Source organism: Gemmobacter denitrificans, from assembly GCF_036964905.1.
GTDB lineage: Bacteria > Pseudomonadota > Alphaproteobacteria > Rhodobacterales > Rhodobacteraceae > Gemmobacter > Gemmobacter denitrificans.
On the sequence record NZ_JBALHR010000001.1, the window covers coordinates 388,062 to 408,305 of the forward strand.

General features: G+C 63.8%; 18 protein-coding genes. 14 read left to right on the forward strand and 4 right to left on the reverse strand.

All coding sequences use genetic code 11. The features are described from left to right. Positions 1-123: 123 nt before the first annotated feature. The 7 genes from V6590_RS01935 to V6590_RS01965 all read left to right on the forward strand — a co-directional run bounded on the left by V6590_RS01935 (position 124) and on the right by V6590_RS01965 (position 6,734). The gene (locus tag V6590_RS01935; RefSeq protein ID WP_335418710.1) at positions 124-2,169 is read left to right on the forward strand and encodes an ASKHA domain-containing protein; all 2,046 of its coding nucleotides are present in this window, start codon (positions 124-126) and stop codon (positions 2,167-2,169) included. Positions 2,170-2,199: 30 nt separating this feature from the next. Then, positions 2,200-2,742 carry a sigma-70 family RNA polymerase sigma factor gene (locus tag V6590_RS01940; protein ID WP_335418712.1) on the forward strand — a complete coding sequence of 181 codons (543 nt, stop codon included), beginning with the start codon at positions 2,200-2,202 and terminating at the stop codon, positions 2,740-2,742. Continuing rightward, on the forward strand, positions 2,739-3,374 hold the full coding sequence (locus V6590_RS01945; protein WP_335418716.1) for an anti-sigma factor: 636 nt from the start codon (positions 2,739-2,741) through the stop codon (positions 3,372-3,374). Before V6590_RS01940 ends, V6590_RS01945 begins: the two co-directional genes overlap by 4 nt. Positions 3,375-3,470: 96 nt before the next feature. After that, positions 3,471-4,013, forward strand: coding sequence for a fasciclin domain-containing protein (locus V6590_RS01950; RefSeq protein WP_335418719.1), 543 nt, complete (start codon positions 3,471-3,473; stop codon positions 4,011-4,013). A gap of 135 nt (positions 4,014-4,148) precedes the next feature. Next, positions 4,149-5,039, forward strand: a complete 891-nt coding sequence (locus V6590_RS01955; protein ID WP_335418721.1) for a PfkB family carbohydrate kinase — start codon at positions 4,149-4,151, stop codon at positions 5,037-5,039. Then, positions 5,036-5,953, forward strand: coding sequence for a pseudouridine-5'-phosphate glycosidase (locus V6590_RS01960; protein WP_335418724.1), 918 nt, complete (start codon positions 5,036-5,038; stop codon positions 5,951-5,953). Before V6590_RS01955 ends, V6590_RS01960 begins: the two co-directional genes overlap by 4 nt. Positions 5,954-6,020: 67 nt before the next feature. Further along, positions 6,021-6,734 (forward strand): DUF502 domain-containing protein, encoded by a 714-nt coding sequence (locus V6590_RS01965; RefSeq protein WP_335418727.1) that lies wholly within the window; start codon positions 6,021-6,023, stop codon positions 6,732-6,734. Between the two features lie 32 nt (positions 6,735-6,766). Here V6590_RS01965 and V6590_RS01970 read toward each other — a convergent pair whose 3' ends face one another. Continuing rightward, entirely contained in the window at positions 6,767-7,798 is a 1,032-nt protein-coding gene (locus tag V6590_RS01970; protein ID WP_335418729.1) for a patatin-like phospholipase family protein, read from the reverse strand. Continuing rightward, on the reverse strand, positions 7,795-8,568 hold the full coding sequence (locus tag V6590_RS01975; RefSeq protein ID WP_335418732.1) for a 3-hydroxybutyrate dehydrogenase: 774 nt from the start codon (positions 8,566-8,568) through the stop codon (positions 7,795-7,797). Before V6590_RS01975 ends, V6590_RS01970 begins: the two co-directional genes overlap by 4 nt. A 419-nt stretch (positions 8,569-8,987) precedes the next feature. Here V6590_RS01975 and V6590_RS01980 point away from each other — a divergent pair, with 419 nt between their 5' ends. The 3 genes from V6590_RS01980 to V6590_RS01990 all read left to right on the forward strand — a co-directional run bounded on the left by V6590_RS01980 (position 8,988) and on the right by V6590_RS01990 (position 11,280). Continuing rightward, entirely contained in the window at positions 8,988-10,700 is a 1,713-nt protein-coding gene (locus V6590_RS01980) for an extracellular solute-binding protein (RefSeq protein ID WP_335419365.1), read from the forward strand. A gap of 65 nt (positions 10,701-10,765) precedes the next feature. Further along, positions 10,766-10,882 (forward strand): entericidin EcnA/B family protein, encoded by a 117-nt coding sequence (locus V6590_RS01985; RefSeq protein WP_335418737.1) that lies wholly within the window; start codon positions 10,766-10,768, stop codon positions 10,880-10,882. A gap of 68 nt (positions 10,883-10,950) precedes the next feature. Beyond that, positions 10,951-11,280 carry a hypothetical protein gene (locus V6590_RS01990; protein ID WP_335418739.1) on the forward strand — a complete coding sequence of 110 codons (330 nt, stop codon included), beginning with the start codon at positions 10,951-10,953 and terminating at the stop codon, positions 11,278-11,280. Here the strand turns inward: V6590_RS01990 and V6590_RS01995 are convergent. Next, positions 11,277-11,900 carry a helix-turn-helix domain-containing protein gene (locus tag V6590_RS01995; protein ID WP_335418742.1) on the reverse strand — a complete coding sequence of 208 codons (624 nt, stop codon included), beginning with the start codon at positions 11,898-11,900 and terminating at the stop codon, positions 11,277-11,279. The genes V6590_RS01990 and V6590_RS01995 overlap by 4 nt on opposite strands. A gap of 66 nt (positions 11,901-11,966) precedes the next feature. Here V6590_RS01995 and V6590_RS02000 point away from each other — a divergent pair, with 66 nt between their 5' ends. The 4 genes from V6590_RS02000 (at position 11,967) to V6590_RS02015 (ending at position 16,709) form a co-directional block, all read left to right on the forward strand. Then, positions 11,967-13,460 (forward strand): class I adenylate-forming enzyme family protein, encoded by a 1,494-nt coding sequence (locus V6590_RS02000; protein ID WP_335418744.1) that lies wholly within the window; start codon positions 11,967-11,969, stop codon positions 13,458-13,460. Further along, positions 13,457-14,098 carry a DsbA family oxidoreductase gene (locus V6590_RS02005; protein ID WP_335418747.1) on the forward strand — a complete coding sequence of 214 codons (642 nt, stop codon included), beginning with the start codon at positions 13,457-13,459 and terminating at the stop codon, positions 14,096-14,098. Before V6590_RS02000 ends, V6590_RS02005 begins: the two co-directional genes overlap by 4 nt. After that, a complete protein-coding gene (locus tag V6590_RS02010; RefSeq protein ID WP_335418749.1) occupies positions 14,095-15,297 on the forward strand; it encodes a multidrug effflux MFS transporter in 1,203 nt (400 codons plus the stop codon). The genes V6590_RS02005 and V6590_RS02010 overlap by 4 nt, the downstream gene beginning before the upstream one ends. Before the next feature lie 143 nt (positions 15,298-15,440). After that, entirely contained in the window at positions 15,441-16,709 is a 1,269-nt protein-coding gene (locus V6590_RS02015) for a calcium-binding protein (RefSeq protein ID WP_335418751.1), read from the forward strand. A 53-nt stretch (positions 16,710-16,762) separates the two neighbouring features. On the opposite strand, the gene mfd is transcribed toward V6590_RS02015, so the two are convergent. Next, positions 16,763-20,212 (reverse strand): transcription-repair coupling factor, encoded by a 3,450-nt coding sequence (gene mfd / locus V6590_RS02020; RefSeq protein ID WP_434063212.1) that lies wholly within the window; start codon positions 20,210-20,212, stop codon positions 16,763-16,765. Between the last annotated feature and the right edge of the window lie 32 nt (positions 20,213-20,244).

Sequence of the window (20,244 nt, forward strand, 5' to 3'; positions counted from 1 at the left end):
CCCGTTTGGGCCAGGGGCAGTTTGCCATTGCGGCGCTTCTGTGCAACCACCGCATCCGGCCCGCCCGGCCAATATCCTGCAAGACCCCTGCCCGGCACAGTCCGGGCCCCTGATGAGGCAGTCATGACCCATACCCCGGAAGATGCGCTGGTGATCTTTACCCCCTCGGGCAAGCGGGGGAGATTCGCGCTTGGCACGCCGGTCCTGCAGGCCGCGCGTGCGCTTGGTGTCGATCTGGATTCGGTCTGCGGCGGGCGCGGCATCTGCTCCAAATGCCAGATCACCCCGGGCTATGGCGAATTTCCGAAATTCGGCATCCATGTCGATGGCGAGGCCCTGACCGAATGGAACGCGGTCGAAGAACGCTATAAATCCAAGCGCGGCATGATCGACGGGCGCCGTCTGGGCTGTCAGGCCAAGGTGATGGGCGATGTGGTCATCGACGTGCCGCCGGAAAGCCAGGTTCATAAACAGGTGATCCGCAAATCCGCCACGCAGCGCGACATCGTGATGGATCCCGCAACCCGGCTTTACTATGTCGAGGTGCAGGAACCCGACATGCACGAACCGACCGGCGATTTCGAACGGCTGAAGCGGGCGCTGGCCGATCAATGGCAGGTGGCCGAGGTGACGGCCGATCTGGGCATCCTGCGACGGTTGCAGCCGGTGTTGCGCAAGGGCGAATGGAAGATCACGGTGGCGCTGCACAAGGGCAACCATGATGGCGCGGCCCGCATCCTTGATCTGTGGCCCGGCTATCATGAAGGCGGGTTGTATGGCCTCGCCATCGACCTTGGCTCCACCACTGTCGCGGCCCATCTGTGTGATTTGCGTGATGGTACGGTGCTGGCCTCATCGGGGCTGATGAACCCGCAGATCCGCTTTGGCGAAGATCTGATGAGCCGTGTCAGCTATGCGATGATGAACCCCGGCGGCGATGTGGAAATGACCCGCGCCGTGCGCGAGGCGATCAATGCGCTTGCCGCCAGCATTGCCGCCGAGGCGCATCTGAAGCCCGACCAGATCGTCGAGGTGGTCTTTGTCTGCAATCCGGTCATGCATCACCTGCTGCTGGGCATTGATCCGGTGGAACTGGGCCAGGCCCCGTTTGCGCTGGCCACATCGGGCAGCCTGTCGCTGGCGGCGTCTGAGCTGGAGCTGACCAACCTGCACCGCGCGGCACAGGTCTATGTGCTGCCCTGCATCGCCGGCCATGTCGGCGCCGATGCCGCTGCCGTGGCCCTGTCGGAAGAGCCGAACCTGTCAGATGACATGGTGCTGATCGTCGATGTCGGCACCAATGCGGAAATCCTGCTGGGCAAAAAGACCCGCGTGCTGGCCTGTTCCAGCCCGACCGGCCCGGCCTTTGAAGGGGCACAGATCAGTTCGGGCCAGCGCGCCGCGCCGGGGGCCATCGAACGGGTCAGCATCGACCCTGTGACCAAAGAGCCGCGCTTCCGGGTGATCGGGTCGGATCTGTGGTCGGATGATCCCGGCTTTGCCGAAGCGATCAAGGGATCGGGCATCACCGGCATCTGCGGATCGGGCATCATCGAAGCGGTTGCCGAAATGCGGATGGCGGGCATCGTTGATGGGTCCGGCCTGATCGGGTCTGCCGATCAGGTGGGCAGCCCGCGCTGCCGTGCCGAAGGCCGCACCAACAGCTATCTGCTGCATGATGGCAGCGCCGATGGCGGGCCGGTGATCCTGGTCACCCAGGGCGATATCCGCGCCATTCAGCTGGCCAAATCGGCGCTTTATGCCGGGGCGCGGCTGCTGATGGATGAAATGGGCGTGGAAACCGTCGATCGTGTGACGCTGGCCGGGGCGTTCGGAGCCCATATCAGCCCGAAACACGCCATGGTTCTGGGCATGATCCCCGATGCACCGCTGGACAAGGTGACAAGCGCAGGCAATGCTGCCGGAACCGGGGCGCGGATCGCGCTGTGCAACCGCGCCGCGCGCGACCGGATCGAGGCGGTGGTGCATGAGATCCACAAGATCGAAACCGCCATCGAGCCGCGCTTTCAGGAACATTTCGTCAATGCCAATGCCATCCCGCATGCGGTCGATGCCTTCCCCAATCTTGCCGGTGTAGCCAGCCTGCCCGAGGTCAGCTACAATACCGCCGGAGCTGGCAGCGAGGGACGCCGCCGCCGCAGGGGGTGACAATGCCAGCCAGCCGCCAGGTGCGACGCGATGGATGATCCCATTGCCGCCTTGTTGCAACGCTGTGCCGTGCAAGACCGCGCGGCCTTCCGCGAACTTTATGCAGCGACCTCTGCGAAACTCATGGGCGTTCTCTTGCGTATGTTGCGAGAACGGCATGAGGCGGAGGAAGCCTTGCAGGAGGTCTATACACGCATCTGGCTGCGCGCCGACCGGTTTGATCCCGGCAAGGGCCGTGGCATGACATGGGTCATCGCGGTAGCGCGCAATCTGGCCATCGACCGCCTGCGCATGCGCCCGATGGAAACCGATACGGATGTGGTGGAAATGGTGGCCGATACGACCCCGCGCGCCGAAAACCGGCTGATCGCATTGGGCGAGGCGCGGGCAATTGCCGAATGTTTCGGCCTGCTGGAGCCGGAGCGCGCTTCTGCCCTGCGGGGGGCCTATCTGGACGGCGCAAGCTATGCCGATCTGGCCAGCCGCCACGCGGTGCCGCTGAACACGATGCGCACTTGGCTGCGCCGGGGTCTGATGGCCCTGCGCGCCTGTATGGAGGGGCGCAGGGCATGACCGATGACGATCTTGAACGGGCGGGCGAATTTGTTCTGGGCACCCTGCCCCATGCCGAACGGCTGGCCTTTCAGGCCCGGCTGGATCGGGAGCCGGATTTGCAGACCATGGTCGCGGATTGGCAGGAAAGGCTGTCGGCGCTGAACGAGGCGTATGCGCCCGTCCCTGCCCCTGACCTGCTGCCGCAGATCGAGGCCCGTCTGTTCCCCACCGCGCGCGCCACAAGCCGCCGCCCCCTGTGGCACTGGTTGGCAGGGGTGGCCACGGCGGCGGCCCTTTTTGTCGGGGCTGTTGTCCTGTTTCCGGTGCTGCGCGGCCCCGAGGCCCAGCCCATCGCGGTTCTGGGGGCCCCGGATGCGCCGCTGCGCTTTGCGGCGCGCCATGATGGCGACAACCTGATCCTTGAACGGATCGCGGGCCCGGCCCCGGCACCCGGCCAGGCGCATGAGCTTTGGGTCATCGCCCCCGGTGCCGCGCCCGTCTCACTTGGGGCTGTCGAGACCACGTTGACCGTCGCCTATCCGGCACCGCCCGCGGGCTGGACGCTGGCCGTGACCCTGGAACCCGCGGCGGGCGTGCCACATCCTGCGCCAACAGGCCCGGTCGTTGCCGCAGCCGAGATCACATCGTGATCACGGCTGCGTGAAGCTGAAACTCGGTCGGAAATCCTTTCGTAACTTCTGGCGTCCGGCGGGAAAGGCCCGCCGTCGCAAAGGGAGACGACCAAGATGAAAGCTTTCGCACTGGCCGCCGCACTGTCGCTGACCGCCACCGCCGCTTTGGCGGGCAACCCCGAAGTGGGGGGCGCACCGATGTACGAAACCAAGAACATCGTCGAAAATGCCGTGAATTCCAAGGATCACACCACGCTGGTGGCCGCCGTTCAGGCCGCCGGTCTGGTCGAAACGCTGCAGGGCGCCGGCCCCTTCACCGTCTTTGCGCCGACCAATGATGCCTTCACCAAGCTGCCTGCGGGCACGGTAGAGACCCTGCTCAAGCCGGAAAACAAGGATCAGCTGGTCAAGATCCTGACCTGCCATGTGGTCGGGGCCAATGCCATGTCAGAGGCGATTGCCAAGATGATCGCCGATGACAAGGGCATGCACCCGGTCAAGACCGTGGGCGGCTGCGAATTCACCGCGATGATGGACGGTGACAAGATCCAGATCAAGGACGGCCAGAACAATGTGGCCACCGTGACCATCGCCGATGTGAAACAGTCGAACGGCGTGATCCACGTCATCGACACGGTTCTGCTGCCGGCCATGTAAGGAAAGGGGGGCACGGCAGCAACGCGCCCCCTCCTGTGGTCTGCCGTGATCTGCCCGGCCCGTCTGCACCCATGGTGCAGGCGGGTTTCGCGCTTTTGCTTGCACCAAGGCGTGGCTTGGGCGACAAGGCGGCGCATGACGCCTGACATTCTCTGCATAGGTTCCGTTCTGTGGGACATCATTGGCCGATCGCCCACGGCGATGCGGCTGGGTTCTGACGTGCCGGGGCGCATCACGCGCCTGCCGGGCGGGGTGGCGATGAATATCGCCATGACCCTGCGCCGCTTTGGCCTGACCCCCGGTCTGCTGACCACCATCGGGCGCGATCTCGAAGGCGACGAACTGGTGGGCGCCTGCGCCCGGATGGGCATGGTGACCGATCATATCTATCGGTCCGAAGACCTGCCGACCGACCGCTACATGGCGGTTGAAGGGGCGAATGGCCTGATCGCCGCCATCGCCGATGCCCATTCGCTGGAGGCGTCGGGTGACAAGATACTGCGCCCGCTGGCCGATGGCAGGCTCGGCGGTTCCGCGGCCCCTTGGGCCGGGCTGATCGCGCTGGATGGCAACCTGACCGAACAGCTTCTGGCGCAGATCGCCAGTTCACCGCTGTTTGTGCAGGCCGATCTGCGGGTGGCCCCGGCCAGCCCCGGCAAGGCGGAACGGCTGCGCCCGCTACTGTCGCACCCAGGCGCCACCTTCTATGTGAACCGCGAAGAGGCCAATATCCTTTGCACCGCCGATCACCCGACTGCCGAAGCCGCGGCCCAGGGCTTGTTGGACCGGGGCGCAGAGCGGGTGCTGGTGACCGACGGCGGCAGGCCCTGTGCCGAAGGCCGGCGCGGTGCAGGCGTCATCACCGACAGCCCGCCCCCGGTTCTGGTCACCCGGATCACCGGCGCGGGGGACACCTTCATGGCTGCGCATATCGTTGCCGAACGGCGGGGCGAGCCGCGCGCCACCGCGCTTGCCTCGGCCCTGCGCGCCGCAGCCACCTATGTTTCAGGAGAAATCGGATCGTGACCCTTCCCCTTGCCTTTGCCCCCGAAGTGCGCGCCGCACTGGATGCCGGTCGCCCCGTGGTGGCGCTGGAATCCACCATCATCACCCATGGCATGCCCTTTCCGCAGAACGTGCAGGCCGCGCGCGAGGTTGAGGCGATGATCCGCGCTGCCGGTGCCGTTCCGGCCACCATCGCAGTGATGGGTGGGCAGATCCATATCGGGTTGACCGACGCAGCCCTTGATGCGCTTGGCCAGACGCCGGATGCCATGAAGCTCAGCCGGGCCGACCTGCCGGCATGCGTGGCACTCGGGCGCGTGGGCGCAACGACTGTTGCCGCCACGATGATCTGCGCCGCCATGGCGGGCATCCATGTCTTTGCCACCGGCGGCATCGGCGGGGTGCATCGCGGGGCGGAAACCAGCTTTGACATTTCCGCCGATCTGGTGGAACTGGGCCTGTCGCCCGTGACCGTGGTCGCCGCCGGGGCGAAGGCCATCCTTGATCTGCCCAAGACGCTCGAGGTTCTGGAAACCCAGGGCGTGCCGGTCATCGCCTTTGGTCAGGACGATTTTCCGGCCTTCTGGTCGCGGTCATCGGGGATGAAGGCCCCGCTGCGGATGGATGAACCGGCGCAGATCGCCGCCGCCCATCTGATGCGGCAACACCTTGGCATGAAGGGCGGCCAGTTGGTTGCCAATCCGATCCCGCAGGACGCCGAAATCCCGCTGGCGGAAATCATGCCGGTTGTGGAGCAGGCGCTGGCCGAGGCCGAAGCGCAGGGCATCGCCGCCAAGGCCGTGACGCCCTTCCTGCTGGATCGCATCTTTGCGCTGACCGAGGGGCGATCCTTGCAATCCAACATTGCCCTTGTTCTGAACAATGCCCGCCTGGCGGCAGCAATCGCCATCGAAATCACCCGGCAGCGCGCATAAGGCTGCAAAGGCCGATTGCGGCGGGGCGGTGGGCTGCCTAGATTGCCTCTGCCCCGCAGGAGACGCCATGGACCCGCATCCCGACCACCCGCCGCGCAAGCCAAGCCTTCTGGGCGGGTTGCGCGCGTCCTTCCTGACCGGTCTGGTCGTGGTGCTGCCCATCGGGCTGACCATCTATCTGATCTACACGGTCGTGGGTTGGATCGACAGCTGGATCCTGCCGTTGATCCCCTATGGCTGGCGACCGGATCAACTGGTGACCCATTACATCGGGGCGGATGCCAATTTTCCCACCCGGGGGCTGGGCGTCATCGTCTTTCTGGTCTTCACCGTCATCATCGGCTGGATCGCCAAGGGGCTGATCGGCCGTTCCGTCATCTCTCAGGCGGAATCGCTGGTGGACCGGATGCCGGTCGTGCGGTCGGTCTATGGCGGTTTCAAGCAGATCACCGAAACCTTTTTTGCCAAGTCGGAAAAAAGCTTCGACAAGACCTGCCTTGTGGAATTTCCGCGCCCGGGCTGCTGGGCCGTGGGTTTTGTCGCCACGACGGCCAAGGGCGAAATTGCCGAACGCCTGCCCACCGACCGCAAGATGATCGCGGTCTTCGTGGCGCTGACGCCGCTGACATCCGGCATCCTGCTATATGTGCCCGAAGAGGATGTGATCCTGCTGGACATGAAGGCCGATGACGCTGTGAAGCTGATCGTTTCGGCCGGGCTGGTGGCGCCCAATGGCAAGGACATGCGCAACCTGATGGACGAATCCGCAAAACCTGTGTGAGCTTTGCCGGACAAGGCATTGATCGGAATATATTATCCGAAAAGGCCGCGCAGATCGACCGAGCTGTCCACCCCGATCCTGTCGCCATGTTGCGCGAGGAACCCGTCACAGGCCACCCGACCCGCCGCGCGCAGCCGATCCAGCAAAGCGGGTTTCGGCCCCAGTTTGCTGCCTGCGGTCAGCGCGTTCATCAGCGCATCATCGGCAATCAGGTGGATGTTCAGCGCTTTCATCGCGCCCTTGGGCATACGGCCCTCTGCGATCAACCGTTTGACAAAGTTCACCGCCCGCAATTCGCCCAGCAGCGCTGCGTTGAAGCTGATCTCGTTGATCCGGTCCTGAATTTCGACTGGGGTCTGCGGGATGGCCTCGCGCCGCAGCGGGTTGATCGACACGATGACAATATCGTCCGGCAGATGCGGCTGATACAGCGGGAACAGCGCCGGATTGCCGGTGAACCCGCCATCCCAGAAGGCCTCGCGTTGGCCGGTTGCCGGATCGTCAAGTTCCACCGCCTGAAAGATCGTCGGCAGGCAGGCCGAGGCCAACAGCGCCTCGGGCCCAATTTCGGCCCCCGAAAACACCCGGATCTTGCCGCTGCGCACATTGGTTGCGCTGATGAACAGATCAGGCCCCTGCGCCGCGCATACCTTGCTGAAATCGAAATCCTTCACCACATCGGCCAGCGGGTTCTGCCAGAACGGCCCCCACGCATAGGGCGTATAGAGCTGTGCCGCCAGCGCCGTGGGCGACACGGGCGCAAGATCAGTGGCCATTTCCTGCGCGGCTGCGGCCAAGGGGAACAGCGTGCGCATCCAGCGCAGAACCCGCAGATCGCCCAGATCCCCCACCGCCTGCCACAGCGCCGCCAGCCGCGCCTTGGCACCTTCCGCCCCACCTTCCAGAAGGCCGGCCTTCAGCGCCGCCGCGTTGAGCGCACCGGCCGATGTGCCGGTGATCCCGGCAATCTCGATCCCCGGTTCCTCCAGCAGACGGTCCAGCACCCCCCAGGTGAAGGCGCCATGCGCGCCCCCGCCCTGAAGGGCCAGATTGATCCGCCTCACAGCGCCGTCCAACCGCCATCGACGCTGATGGCGGTGCCGGTGATCTGATCGGCATGGGGGCTGCACAGAAACACCACGGTACCGCCCATCTGTTCGGTGGTGGCGAATTGCCGCGACGGCTGGCGCTGCAACATCACCTCGCGGATCACCGTCTCGCGGTCCATGTTGTGGACCTTCATCTGATCGGGGATCTGCGCCTCGACCAGCGGGGTCAACACATATCCCGGGCAAACGGCATTGCAGGTGATGCCCTGCCCTGCGGTTTCCAGTGCGGTGGTCTTGGACAGGCCGACAACCCCGTGCTTGGCCGCGACATAGGCCGATTTGAACGGGCTTGCAGTCAGGCCATGGGCCGATGCGACATTCACGATCCGGCCCCAGCCCTTGGCGCGCATCCCCGGCAAGGCGGCAGCCGTGGTGTGGAACGCCGAATTCAGGTTGATGGCGATGATCCGGTTCCAGGCATCGACCGGAAATTCGTCAATCGGGGCGACATGCTGGATGCCCGCATTGTTCACCAGAATGTCGCAGCCGCCCGCCTGTTCGATCAAGGCCCGGCAGGCCGCGCCATCCGACATGTCGGCCGCGATATAGCGCACCGCCACCCCGTGTCGCGCCGCAAGATCCGCGGCCAGCGCATGATCTTCGGGCCGGTCGGTAAAGCTGTTGATGATCACCTCGGCGCCAGCCTTGGCCAGTTCCTCGGCGATGCCAAGACCGATGCCGGAATTCGATCCGGTCACCACCGCACGTTTGCCTTGCAGGATCATGTCGCACCTCTGCTGTCTGGTTGCGGCCTCACCATAAGGGGAAGTGGCGCTGCGTCCAGTGTTTTGCGCTGCGCTGCGGCGGAAAGCTGCCCGGTTCTTGTGCTGGGGCCCGGTGTCTGAAACCAAAAAAAACGCCGGCGCGAAGCCGGCGTCCAGTCTTTGAGGCAGGTTTCATACAGGCAAGAAACCTATCGAGCAGTGAGTTCCTTATACCCCGCCCTGCGCGGCGATCCAAGTTAAAAGTTTGAAAATCCTGTACAGTCCCACTAGTGTCCGCCCCAAGAAAAACAGGCATTCCGGAGATTGTTTCGATGGCCGAGCGGGATTTTTTCAAAAGAATGCAGCGAATCCTTGCCGCTGCGGCAGTGGTTTTCTGCCCTGCGGCAGCCTGGGGCGACTCAGCCCGGCATGGCATCGCTATGTATGGCGAACCGGCTTTGCCACCGGATTTTGTGTCCCTGCCCTATGCCAACCCGGATGCGCCCAAGGGCGGCCGGATCGTGCTGGGCGAAAATGGCGGCTTTGACAGCCTTAATCCCTTCATCGAAAAGGGCAAGGCCCCGCCGCAGGTGTCGCTTTACACGGTCGAGACGCTGATGGGCCGCAGTCTCGATGAACCCTTCTCGCTTTACGGCTTGCTGGCCGAATCGATCAGCACCGATTCTGACCGCAGCCATGTCGAATTCACCCTGCGTGAAGGGGCCAGATTCGCCGATGGCAGCCCGGTCACCCCCGAAGATGTGATCTGGTCGTTCGAAACCCTGGGCACGAAAGGCGCGCCGCGCTATCGCGGATCCTGGGCCAAGGTGGCGAAATCCGAAATCACCGGCCCGCGCAGCGTGAAATTCACCTTCAACACCGCTGACCGGGAACTGCCGCTGATCCTTGGCCTGCGCCCGGTGCTGAAAAAGGCGCAGTGGGAGGGCAAGGATTTCACGGCCTCCACGCTTGAAGCGCCGATCGGCTCTGGCCCCTATGTGGTGGACAAGTTTGAACCGGGCCGGTTTGTCAGTTTCCGCAAGAACCCCGATTGGTGGGGCAAGGATCTGCCCTTCAACCGGGGCCTGCACAATCTGGATGAAATCCGGATGGAATATTTCGGCATCGACACGGCGGCCTTTGAATCCTTCAAGGCGGGCCTGTTGTCGAGCTATCGTGAAACCAATCCCGCCAAATGGGCGACGAACTTCGATTTCCCGGCTGTGCAGGCCGGTGATGTGGTCAAGGCCGAAATCCCGCATGGCCGTCCTTCGGGGATCGAGGGGCTGGCCTTCAACACCCGCAAACCGCTGTTTGCCGATTGGCGGGTGCGCGAGGCGTTGATCCATGCCTTCAACTTCGAACTGGTGAACCAGACGCTGAATGGTGGTGTATTGCCGCGCATCACCTCGTATTTCTCCAACTCCACCCTTGGCATGGTTCCGGGTCAACCGGCCGAAGGACGGGTGCGCGAATTGCTGGATCCGTTCAATGCCGAACTGCTGCCCGGCGCGCTGGAGGGCTATATCCTGCCCGCTTCCGACGGGTCGGAAGCCAACCGCAAGAACCTGCGCGTGGCCACCAGATTGCTGGAAGAGGCGGGCTGGACCGTGCAGGACGGCGTGCTGAAAAATGCCGCGGGCGAACCCTTCAGCTTTGAAATCCTGCTGACACAGGGCCAGGATGACATGATCGGCGCCGCCAGCATCTATGTCGAGGCGCTGAAGCGGCTGGGCATTTCGGCGCGTATCTCCACCGTGGACTCGGCGCAATATGTGGAACGCACCAACAGCTACAACTTTGACATGACGCATTACATCCGCTCGCTTTCGCTCAGCCCCGGGAACGAACAGATGAATTACTGGGGCGCAAGAGGGGTGACCGAACCGGGCAGCCGCAACTGGCCCGGAATCAACTCACCCGCCGCCGAGGCGATGATTGCGGTGATGCTTTCGACCCAAGACCCGGCCGAGTTTACCGCAGCCGTACAGGCGCTGGACCGGGTGCTGATCACGGGGCGTTATGTCATTCCGATGTGGTATTCCCCCGTTGCAAGGCTGGCCCATCGCAGCAACTTGCGCTATCCCGAAAAGCTGCCGGTCTATGGGGATTGGCCGGGCTTTCAACCCGAGGTCTGGTGGGAAGAGCCGTGACACTGTTAACTGGCGTGCAAGCCAGAGGTGGTAACGGAAAATTGGCAGAAGGCAGAGGCAAGGACATGAGGAAATTGCTGCTGATTGCGGCGCTGGCCGCAGTTTCGGGATGTGCCACGGTCGATGGGATCGGGCGCGATATATCCGGCGGGGCCAATCGCGTGGCGGGCTGGATCGGCTGACCGGGCCGAACCCCGGCCAGACCACTGGCCGGCAAGTGGGCTGTTCGGGGGCTTAGGGGGTTGGGCGGGTGTCAGGATCCGTTGACGAATTGACCGAATTCGCCCTGCACCATCTGGTGGCGCGCAGTGATGGGCTGCGCCGCCTGCCCCGTGACCTTGTCGCCTTTCGTCCCGACTGCGCCCCTCTGGAACTGGTTCTGGCGCTGTCATTGGCGGCCAGCAGTCTGGAAAGCTCGTTTTCCGGCGAGGCGGATCAGGCCGCAGCCGCCGAGGCCTGGCGGCTTGCCGCCTTGCTGGCGGTCGATCTGCACATGATGCAACACCTGAACCTGCGCCATGTCTGCGCGGCGGATTATCTGGCCTATTGGCGCGGCCATGATCCCTATTTTCTGGGTTAGACCAGCGAGGTGACCCAGAGGATGGTGGCATCCTCTTCGCTCAGGCTGATCACATTATGGCCCATTGACGCATCGTAATAGGCGCTGTCGCCCCGGCGCAGATCGACCGGTTCGTAGAATTCGGTAAACAGCCGGACGATCCCTGTCAGGACATACAGGAATTCCTCGCCGTCATGGCGGACCCAGCCATCGAACTCTTCCAGATCGCGGGCGCGGATTGTGGCGCGATAGGGCAGCATCTGTTTGGCGCGCAGATGGCCGCCCAGCAATTCATGTTCATAGGTGACGGTGGCATGGCTTTGCCCCTGCCCCGATTTGGTCACCGCCAGCCGCCCGTTCACCTGCGTCCGCGACGGCGGCGTGAACAGCTGCGGCACCGAAATGGCCAGCCCTTCGGCCAGTTTCTTCAGCGCCTCATAGGTCGGCGACATCTGGCCGTTTTCGATTTTCGACAGGGTCGAACGCGCAAGCCCGGCCTTTACGGCCGCCTGTTCCAGCGTCCAGCCCTTGGCCTTGCGCAATTCGCGCACGCGTGTGCCAAGGTTCAGCGGCTCGACTGGGCTGTCGGCTCCGGTTTCGCGCGCAATGCGGATCAGCGAGGGAGGTTCACCTTTGCTCATGCTTCTGTGCATTACGGCAGGCCAGCGCGTCTTGCAACGGCAGGTTGGCGGCGCTAGCAACGCCATATGTCAGTTGCAAATGCCCCTTTCCCTGCCACGGCCCCGTTCAATCTGGCGCGGCATGTTCTGGCGCGGGGCGAAAGCCTGCCCGACAAGCCCGCCATGCAGATCCTGCGCCCTACAGGCGCGGAACGCTGGAGCTATGGCCGCCTGATCGCCGCGGTGCGTGGTGTGGGCCATGGGTTGCTGGCGCGCGGGCTGCTGCCCGGGGATCGGGTGCTTTTGCGTCTGGGCAACGGGCCGGAATTTCCGCTGGCCTTTCTGGGGGCCATCGCCGCGGGTCTGGTGCCGGTGCCCACATCGGCGCAGGCAACCCGGGCCGAGATCACGCCCATGGCCGCCCGCATCGGCCCACGCCTTGTGGTGGCAGGCGACGGGATTGCCCTGCCGGAAGGCGAAACCCCGGTGCTGCCCGCGCCCGATTTGCTGCGCATGGCCGAACTGCCGCCCTGCGATTGGCACATGGGCGATGCAGAACGCCCGGGCTATATCATCTTCACCTCGGGCACGACTGGCCAGCCGCAGGCCGTGGTGCATGCCCATCGGGCCATTCTGGGCCGCGCGTTCATGCATGAGGGCTGGGAAGGGCTGGGCGAAAGTGACCGGCTGTTGCATGCCGGGGCCTTCAACTGGACCTATACGCTTGGCACCGGGCTGATGGACCCCTGGACGCTGGGCGCAACGGCGCTGATCCCCGGCCCCGGGGTGACGCCCGCGCAATTACCGCTGTTGCTCAAGCGTTTTGACGCGACCATCCTGGCCGCAGCGCCGGGGGTGTTCCGCCAGATGCTGCGCGCACCTCTGCCCGCCTTGCCGCGCCTGCGCCATGGATTATCCGCTGGCGAAAGCCTGCCCGCTGCCCTGCGAAGTGCCTGGCAAGACGCCACCGGCACCGATCTGCACGAAGCAATCGGGCTTTCGGAATGTTCCACATTTGTGTCGGGCAGCCCGTCGCGGCCCGCCCCCATCGGCAGCACCGGCTATCCACAGCCCGGGCGGCAGGTGGCGGTTCTGGGGGCGGATGGCCCCGCCGATCTGGGGGGCCTGGCCATCCATCGCAGCGATCCGGGGTTGATGCTGGGCTATCTGGACGATCCCGCCGCCACCGATGCCCGCTTCCGCGGCGACTGGTTCCTGACCGGCGATCAGGTCGAACGCCTGGCCGATGGTGCCTTGCGCTTTCTGGGCCGCACGGATGATCAAATGAACCCGGGTGGCTTTCGCGTCTCGCCGCTGGAGGTGGAGGCCGCGCTGGAGGGCCTGCCCGGCGCCCGCGAATGGGCAGTGGCCGAGGTGGAGGTAAAGCCCGGCAGTCGGGTGATCTGCTGCTTTTACCTTGCCGAGGCCCCGCTGGACCCTGCCGCATTGGCAGCCCATGCCGAAACCCGTCTGGCCCGCTATCGCCAGCCCCGCCTGTGGCAGCACATCGCCACCCTGCCCCGCAATGCCAATGGCAAGCTTGACCGTCGCGCGCTGGCCGCGCTCTGGAGCCCTGAATGATCCGTCTCGACATTTTCGCCGATCCCGCCTGCCCCTGGTGTTATCTGGGCAAGGCCAATCTGGATCGGGCGCTGGAATCGCGCGCCGACCATCCCTTCCTGCTGGAATGGCATCCGTTCCAATTGAACCCCGGCATGCCGCGTGACGGGGTGCCACGGGCGGACCACCTGCTGCGCATTTTCGGCACGCAAAGCCGCACGGTCGAAGCACATCTGCGGCTGGCCGAACTGGGCCGCGCTGCCGGGCTGGATTTCGATTTCGAAAAGATGACCCGCGAACCCAACACTTTCGATGCGCTGCGGCTCATCCATTGGGCGGGGCTTGAGGGGCGGCAATCGGCCATGGTGGCGGCGCTGTTCCGCGCGCATTGGCGCGAAGGCCGCGATATCGGCAACCCCGAGGTTCTGGCCGATCTTGCCCAACAGGCGGGGCTGGATCGCGCGGCGATGGTGCGTCTGCTGGCCAGCGATGCGGATGCAGGCCCCCTGCGCGACCGCATCCACCATGCCCGCCAGCGCGGCGTGACTTCGGTGCCGACCTTCATTCTGGCCGATCATTATGTGATTTCAGGGGCGCAAAGCCCGGAGTTCTGGATGCAGGTGATGGATGATCTTGCGCAGCAGGGGCAGGTTCAATGACCCGGAAAGCCCTGGGCCAAGGCGAATTCATCGCCATGACGGCCATGCTCTTTGCCGTCATCGCCTTTTCCATTGATGCGATGTTGCCCGCCCTGCCGGAAATCGCAACTGAACTGACGCCTGCCACCCCCAACCGGGCGCAGCTGATCGTGACATCCTTTGTGCTGGGCATGGGCTTGGGCACTTTCGTGGCGGGGCCCTTGTCGGATGCGCTTGGGCGCAAGACCGTCATTCTGGGCGGGATAGGGCTTTACACGATCGCAGCGCTGATCGCAGCGGTGGCGCCCACGCTGGAAACCGTTCTGGCGGCGCGGGTCTTGCAAGGGATCGGGGCTGCGGGACCGCGTGTCGTATCGCTGGCCATGGTGCGTGACCTGTACAAGGGGCGCGAAATGGCGCGCGTTGTCAGCTTTGCCATGATGATCTTCACCCTTGTGCCCGCCATTGCGCCGCTGATGGGCAGCGTTGTCATTTCGGCCTTTGGCTGGCGCGCGATCTTCGGGGCCTTCATCGTCTTTGCGGCCCTTGCCGGGCTGTGGCTGGGCCTGCGCCAGCCGGAAACCCTGCCGCGCGAAAGCCGTCGCCGCTTGCAGCCCGCAGTGCTATGGGCCGCCCTGTGCGAGGTTCTGGCCCATCCGGTGGTGCGCAGCGCGATCATGGTGCAGACCCTGTGCTTTGCCTGCCTCTTTGGCACCCTGTCCGCCACCCAACCGATCTTTGATGAAACCTTTGGACGGGCCGACAGCTTCCCGCTGTGGTTTGCCCTGATCGCGGTTCTGTCGGGCAGTGCCAGTCTGATCAATGCCGCGCTGGTGGTGCGGCTGGGGATGCGGCTTCTGGTGACCGCAACGCTTTTGGCCCAGATCGGCCTGTCGCTGGGCTTTGCCTTGATCCTGCCGCTGACCGACCTGGCCAGCCCGCTCAGCTTTGGGCTTTACATCGGCTGGACGGTCGGCGTCTTCATGATGGCGGGGCTTACCCTCGGCAATCTGAACGCACTGGCGCTGGAGCCGATGGGGCATATCGCGGGCATGGCCGCATCGGTCTGCGGGGCGATTGCCACAGTGGCGGCGGTGGCCCTGGCCATCCCGCTTGGCCTGGCGTTTGACGGCACGCCGGTGCCGCTGGCCTATGGTATCAGCGCGCTCAGCCTGATCGGGGCGCTGCTGATGCGCTGGATGCCCGGGCGGCAGAACTGACCCGGAAATCATCAATTCAGGGGTGAATTCGGTTGAATATGCCCCTATCGCCACGCTCTTTCCACATTTGTGCCCAGCTTCGCCGTTAACCCCCATTTCCACAGGGGCAAGACATCGACCATTTTGGACACAGAGGACAGAACATGACCACAACCACCCTTACCGGCTTTCAGGTCACCTTCTCCGGCAGCACTGCGACGGCCGTCACCAGCTCGACCATGACCTGGGTTGCCGATGAACGCTACAACTTCCGCTACGATTTCGATGCAGCTGGCACCGGTTTCCGTTCGATCGCAATCGAAGATGGCCGTGGCGTGATCGATTATGAAACCCGTCTCGGCGCCAACCGGATTGACCTGAACAGCGTCGCTTCGGTGGCCGAATATCAGTGGGGCACCACCAAAGAATCGCTGATCCTGCGTATTGCCACCAGCAACCCGAACGTGTTCCACTTCTTCGTTCTGGATGGCGATCCGCTGCCGAGCTTCACCTCGGCAAGCGTTTACAACAGCTTCATCGCCTCGCTGACTGCGGTTACCTCGGTTCCGGAAGACATGGAACGTGGCCACCGTCCGGGCCAGCTGATTTCGCTGCACCGTGTCGAAGCGGTGACCGGCACCTCGGAAAACGATGCGATCACCGGTGTGAACGGCACCGATGACTGGTCGATCAAGGGCGTTCTGGCGGGCGAAGGCAATGACACTGTCAACGGTCTGACCGGCAATGATCGCCTGAGCGGTGAAGAAGGCAATGACTCGATCAATGGTCTGGCTGGCAATGACCGCATCGAAGGCGGCGCCGATGCCGATACGCTGAATGGTGGCGACGGCAATGACACGATTGATGGTGGCACCCATGCCGACGTGATCACCGGCGGCAACGGCGAGGACCGGCTTAATGGCGGTTCGGGCAATGACAACCTGTCGGGCGATGCTGGCAATGACACGATCACCGGCGGCCTTGGCAATGACAACATCAACGGCGGTGCTGATAATGATGTTCTGTCGGGTGTGAACGGAAATGACACCATTAATGGTGGAACGGGCAATGACAACATCAAGGGCGGTGTTGGTATTGACAGCCTGCTGGGCGGCGATGGCAATGACACCCTTCATGGCGGTTCGAGCGCGGATACCATCAATGGCGGTAACGGCAATGACATCCTGACCGGTGGATCGGGTGCCGATACCTTCGTCTTTGCAGCTGGCTTTGGCAACGATCTGGTCCGCGACTTCCGCAACGATGCTGATACGCTGTCCTTCTCGTCGGCCCTGGCTGCAGACGTGACTGCCGCAATGGACGCAGCCGTTCAGGATGGCCGCGACGTGATCTTCACCTTCGCAGGTGGCGAAGTTCTGGAACTGCGCAATACCCAGAAGGCTGATCTGCTGGACGATATCACCATCGTCTGATCACCCAACGATCTCGACAAGGGGGCCCGGCACATTGCCGGGCCCTTCTGCATTCAGCCCTTGGGGCGCAACACCTTTTCGGCCAGATCGCGGGCAATGGCAAAGGCCCCCTTGATCCGCTCGGCCTCGGTCGCCCAATCCGCCACCAGCACGATGCGATTGCCCGCCACCCGCGCCCCCTTCTGCGCCTGCAGGAATTCGACCAGCCCCGCCGGATTGGCGAATTTGTCATTGTGGAACTGGATGGTCGCGCCCTTTGGCCCTGCATCCAGCCGCGAAATTCCGGCCTTCTTGCACATGGCCTTGATCCGCACGACCAGCATCAGCGTGTTCACTTCGCGCGGCAGGGGGCCAAATCGGTCGATCAACTCAGCGGCAAAGCCTTCCAGCTCTACCTTGGTCGAAAGCTGGCTGAGCCTGCGATACAGCCCCAGCCGGATATCCAGATCGGGCACATAGTCCTCGGGGATCAGAACCGGCACGCCCAGGGTGATCTGGGGCGCCCAGTGATCGTCCATCGGGGCCAGGCCATTGATTTCGCCCGATTTGATCTTGGCAATCGTCTCTTCCAGCATCTGCTGGTAAAGTTCGTATCCCACTTCCTTGATATGACCCGACTGTTCTTCCCCCAACAGGTTGCCCGCCCCGCGCAGATCCAGATCGTGGCTGGCCAGATTGAAGCCCGCCCCCAGACTGTCCAGCCCGGCCAGAAGCTTCAGCCGCTTCATCGCCTGCGGCGTCAATGGTGCGCGCGGTTTGGTCGTCAGATAGCAATAGGCCCGCGTCTTGGATCGGCCCACCCGTCCCCGGATCTGATACAACTGGCTCAGCCCGAACATATCGGCGCGGTGGATGATCATCGTATTGGCCGTCGGGATATCCAGCCCCGATTCCACGATCGTCGTGGCCAGCAAGACATCATATTTGCCGTCGTAGAAATCGTTCATCCGCTCGTCCAGATCGCCCGCCGCCAATTGGCCATGGGCAATGACAAAGCTGACCTCCGGCACATGGTTGCGCAGGAAATCCTCGATCTCCGGCAGATCGGCCACGCGCGGCACCACAAAGAAGCTTTGCCCGCCACGATAGCGTTCGCGCAGCAGCGCCTCGCGCAGCGTGACAGTATCGAATTCGGAAACATAGGTGCGGATCGCCAGACGATCCACCGGCGGTGTGGCGATGATCGACAGGTCGCGCACGCCGGTCAGGCTAAGCTGCAAGGTCCGCGGAATGGGCGTCGCCGTCAGCGTCAGAACATGCACCTCGGCCCGCATCTCTTTCAGCCGTTCCTTATGCGCCACGCCGAAATGCTGTTCTTCGTCAATGATAAGCAAGCCAAGGTTCTTGAACTTGATCCCCTTGGCCAGCAGCGCATGGGTGCCCACGCAGATATCGACGCGGCCTTCTTCCAGCCCCTTGCGGGTGTCTGCGGCATTCTTTGCTGAAACAAAGCGCGACAAGGGCCTGACTTCGATAGGAAATCCGCGAAAACGCTCGGCAAAGCTGCGATAGTGCTGGCGGGCCAGCAGTGTGGTCGGGCAGATCACGGCCACCTGCATTCCGGCCATGGCGGCGACAAAGGCCGCGCGCATCGCCACCTCGGTCTTGCCAAAACCCACATCGCCCACAACCAGCCGGTCCATCGGCGATCCGGCCTCCAGATCGGCAACCACATCGGAAATCGCGTTCAGCTGATCATCGGTTTCCACATAGGGAAAGCGGGCGGCAAAGGCCTCCCATGCGGAATGCGGGGCCTCCAGGATGGGCGCATGGCGCAGGTGGCGTTCGGCGGCGATCCGCATCAGCCGGTCGGCAATTTCGCGGATACGTTCCTTCAGCTTGGCCTTCTTGGCCTGCCAGGCCCCGCCGCCCAGCCGATCGAGCAGCCCATCCTCATGGCCATAGCGGCTGAGCAATTCGATGTTTTCGACCGGCAGATACAGCTTGGCCTCATCGGCATAGACCAGATGCACATATTCATGCGGCGGCCCGGGCCGGTTGCGCGGGGGTTCGGGCACGCGCAGGGTTTCCAGCCCGATGAAGCGGCCGACCCCATGTTCGACATGCACCACCAGATCGCCGGGTGTCAGAGTGCCCAGATCCTGCAGGAAATTTTCGGCCTTGCGCTTGCGGCGCGGCTTGGCCACCAGGCGATCGCCCAGCACATCCTGTTCCGACACAACGGCCAGCCCCGGCGCGACAAACCCTTCTTCCAGCGCCCAGACGGCAAGGAACAACCCGCCCTTGCCTGTGCCCATGTCCCTGGCGTCGGCAATCTCTTGCAGGTCGGTCAGGCCCTGATCGGTCAGCAACCCGCGCAGCCTTTCGCGTGCGCCATCGGACCAGCTGGCAATGACCACATGACGATCTTGCCGCAAGATGCGAAGATGTTCGGCCAAAGCCCCGAAAAGGCTGATGGATTCCTGTTGGCGTTCGGGGGCGAAATTTCGACCGGCCCGCCCGCCTGCATCCAGACAACCCGGCCCCGGTGCCTGCGGCAACGGCGAAAGCTGGATCACCCGATGCCCGGCCATGGCCGCATCAAGGGCGTTCTCATCCAGGTAAAGCGCTTGCGGAGGACAGGGTTTGTAAACCGTGTCGATCCGTCCCTTTTGTCCCAACCTTTCGCGCCGGGCATCGTACTGGTCCACGATACCTTCCCAGCGGGACAGATGCACCGGGCGCACCTGATCGTCCAGCATCACCGCCGCATCGGGCAGGTAATCGAACAGCGTTTCCATGCGGTCATGGAACCAGGGCAGCCAATGTTCCATGCCCTGATGCTTGCGCCCGGCGCTGACGGCCTCATACAGCGGGTCGTCCGTCGTGGCGCCGAATTCGATGCGATAGGTCTGCCGGAAACGGGTGATCGCCGCCTCGTCCATCACGATTTCCGACATGGGCGCGAAATCGACCGCTGTCAGCTTTTCGGTGGTGCGCTGCGTTTCGGGATCGAACCGGCGGATGCCATCCAGTTGATCACCAAAGAAATCCAGCCGCACCGGCCCGCCGTCACCGGGCGGGAAGATATCGACAATGCCACCGCGCACGGCGAAATCGCCGGGTTCCGCGACGGTGGCCACCGGGGTAAAGCCCATCCGCGCCAGATAGGATTTCAGGCTGGATTCGTTCACCCTTTCGCCCAGCCTGGCGCTGAAGCTGGCCCCGGCGATCACGTCACGCGCCGGAATTCGCTGGCTGACGGCATTCAGGGTGGTTAGCAGCACAAAGGGCTGCGGCACCCCATGGGCGAGCGCCGCCAGCGTGGCCATGCGCCGCGCTGAAATCTCGGGATTGGGCGAAATGCGATCATAGGGCAGGCAATCCCATGCCGGAAAATCCAGCACCAACGCCCCCGGCGCCATGAAGGCCAGCGCGGCCCGCATCGCCTCAAGCCGCTTGTCGTCGCGGGCAACATGGATCACGGGTTTGCCGCGATCCAGTTCCTTCGCCACCAGCGCCGCGTCAAAGCCCTCGGGCGCGCCGCCCAGCATGATCTTCATCTGTTCCGCCATAAGCCCGATCTGTTCTGTGG

Bases quoted from the DNA above. Each gene is read 5' to 3' on its own strand.
- V6590_RS01935 (WP_335418710.1), top strand. From the start codon at position 124: ATGACCCATACCCCGGAAGATGCGCTGGTGATCTTTACCCCCTCGGGC.
- V6590_RS01940 (WP_335418712.1), top strand. From the start codon at position 2,200: ATGGATGATCCCATTGCCGCCTTGTTGCAACGCTGTGCCGTGCAAGAC.
- V6590_RS01945 (WP_335418716.1), top strand. From the start codon at position 2,739: ATGACCGATGACGATCTTGAACGGGCGGGCGAATTTGTTCTGGGCACC.
- V6590_RS01950 (WP_335418719.1), top strand. From the start codon at position 3,471: ATGAAAGCTTTCGCACTGGCCGCCGCACTGTCGCTGACCGCCACCGCC.
- V6590_RS01955 (WP_335418721.1), top strand. From the start codon at position 4,149: ATGACGCCTGACATTCTCTGCATAGGTTCCGTTCTGTGGGACATCATT.
- V6590_RS01965 (WP_335418727.1), top strand. From the start codon at position 6,021: ATGGACCCGCATCCCGACCACCCGCCGCGCAAGCCAAGCCTTCTGGGC.
- V6590_RS01975 (WP_335418732.1), bottom strand. From the start codon at position 8,568: ATGATCCTGCAAGGCAAACGTGCGGTGGTGACCGGATCGAATTCCGGC.
- V6590_RS01980 (WP_335419365.1), top strand. From the start codon at position 8,988: ATGTATGGCGAACCGGCTTTGCCACCGGATTTTGTGTCCCTGCCCTAT.
- V6590_RS01985 (WP_335418737.1), top strand. From the start codon at position 10,766: ATGAGGAAATTGCTGCTGATTGCGGCGCTGGCCGCAGTTTCGGGATGT.
- V6590_RS01995 (WP_335418742.1), bottom strand. From the start codon at position 11,900: ATGAGCAAAGGTGAACCTCCCTCGCTGATCCGCATTGCGCGCGAAACC.
- V6590_RS02000 (WP_335418744.1), top strand. From the start codon at position 11,967: ATGTCAGTTGCAAATGCCCCTTTCCCTGCCACGGCCCCGTTCAATCTG.
- V6590_RS02005 (WP_335418747.1), top strand. From the start codon at position 13,457: ATGATCCGTCTCGACATTTTCGCCGATCCCGCCTGCCCCTGGTGTTAT.
- V6590_RS02010 (WP_335418749.1), top strand. From the start codon at position 14,095: ATGACCCGGAAAGCCCTGGGCCAAGGCGAATTCATCGCCATGACGGCC.
- V6590_RS02015 (WP_335418751.1), top strand. From the start codon at position 15,441: ATGACCACAACCACCCTTACCGGCTTTCAGGTCACCTTCTCCGGCAGC.
- mfd (WP_434063212.1), bottom strand. From the start codon at position 20,212: ATGAAGATCATGCTGGGCGGCGCGCCCGAGGGCTTTGACGCGGCGCTG.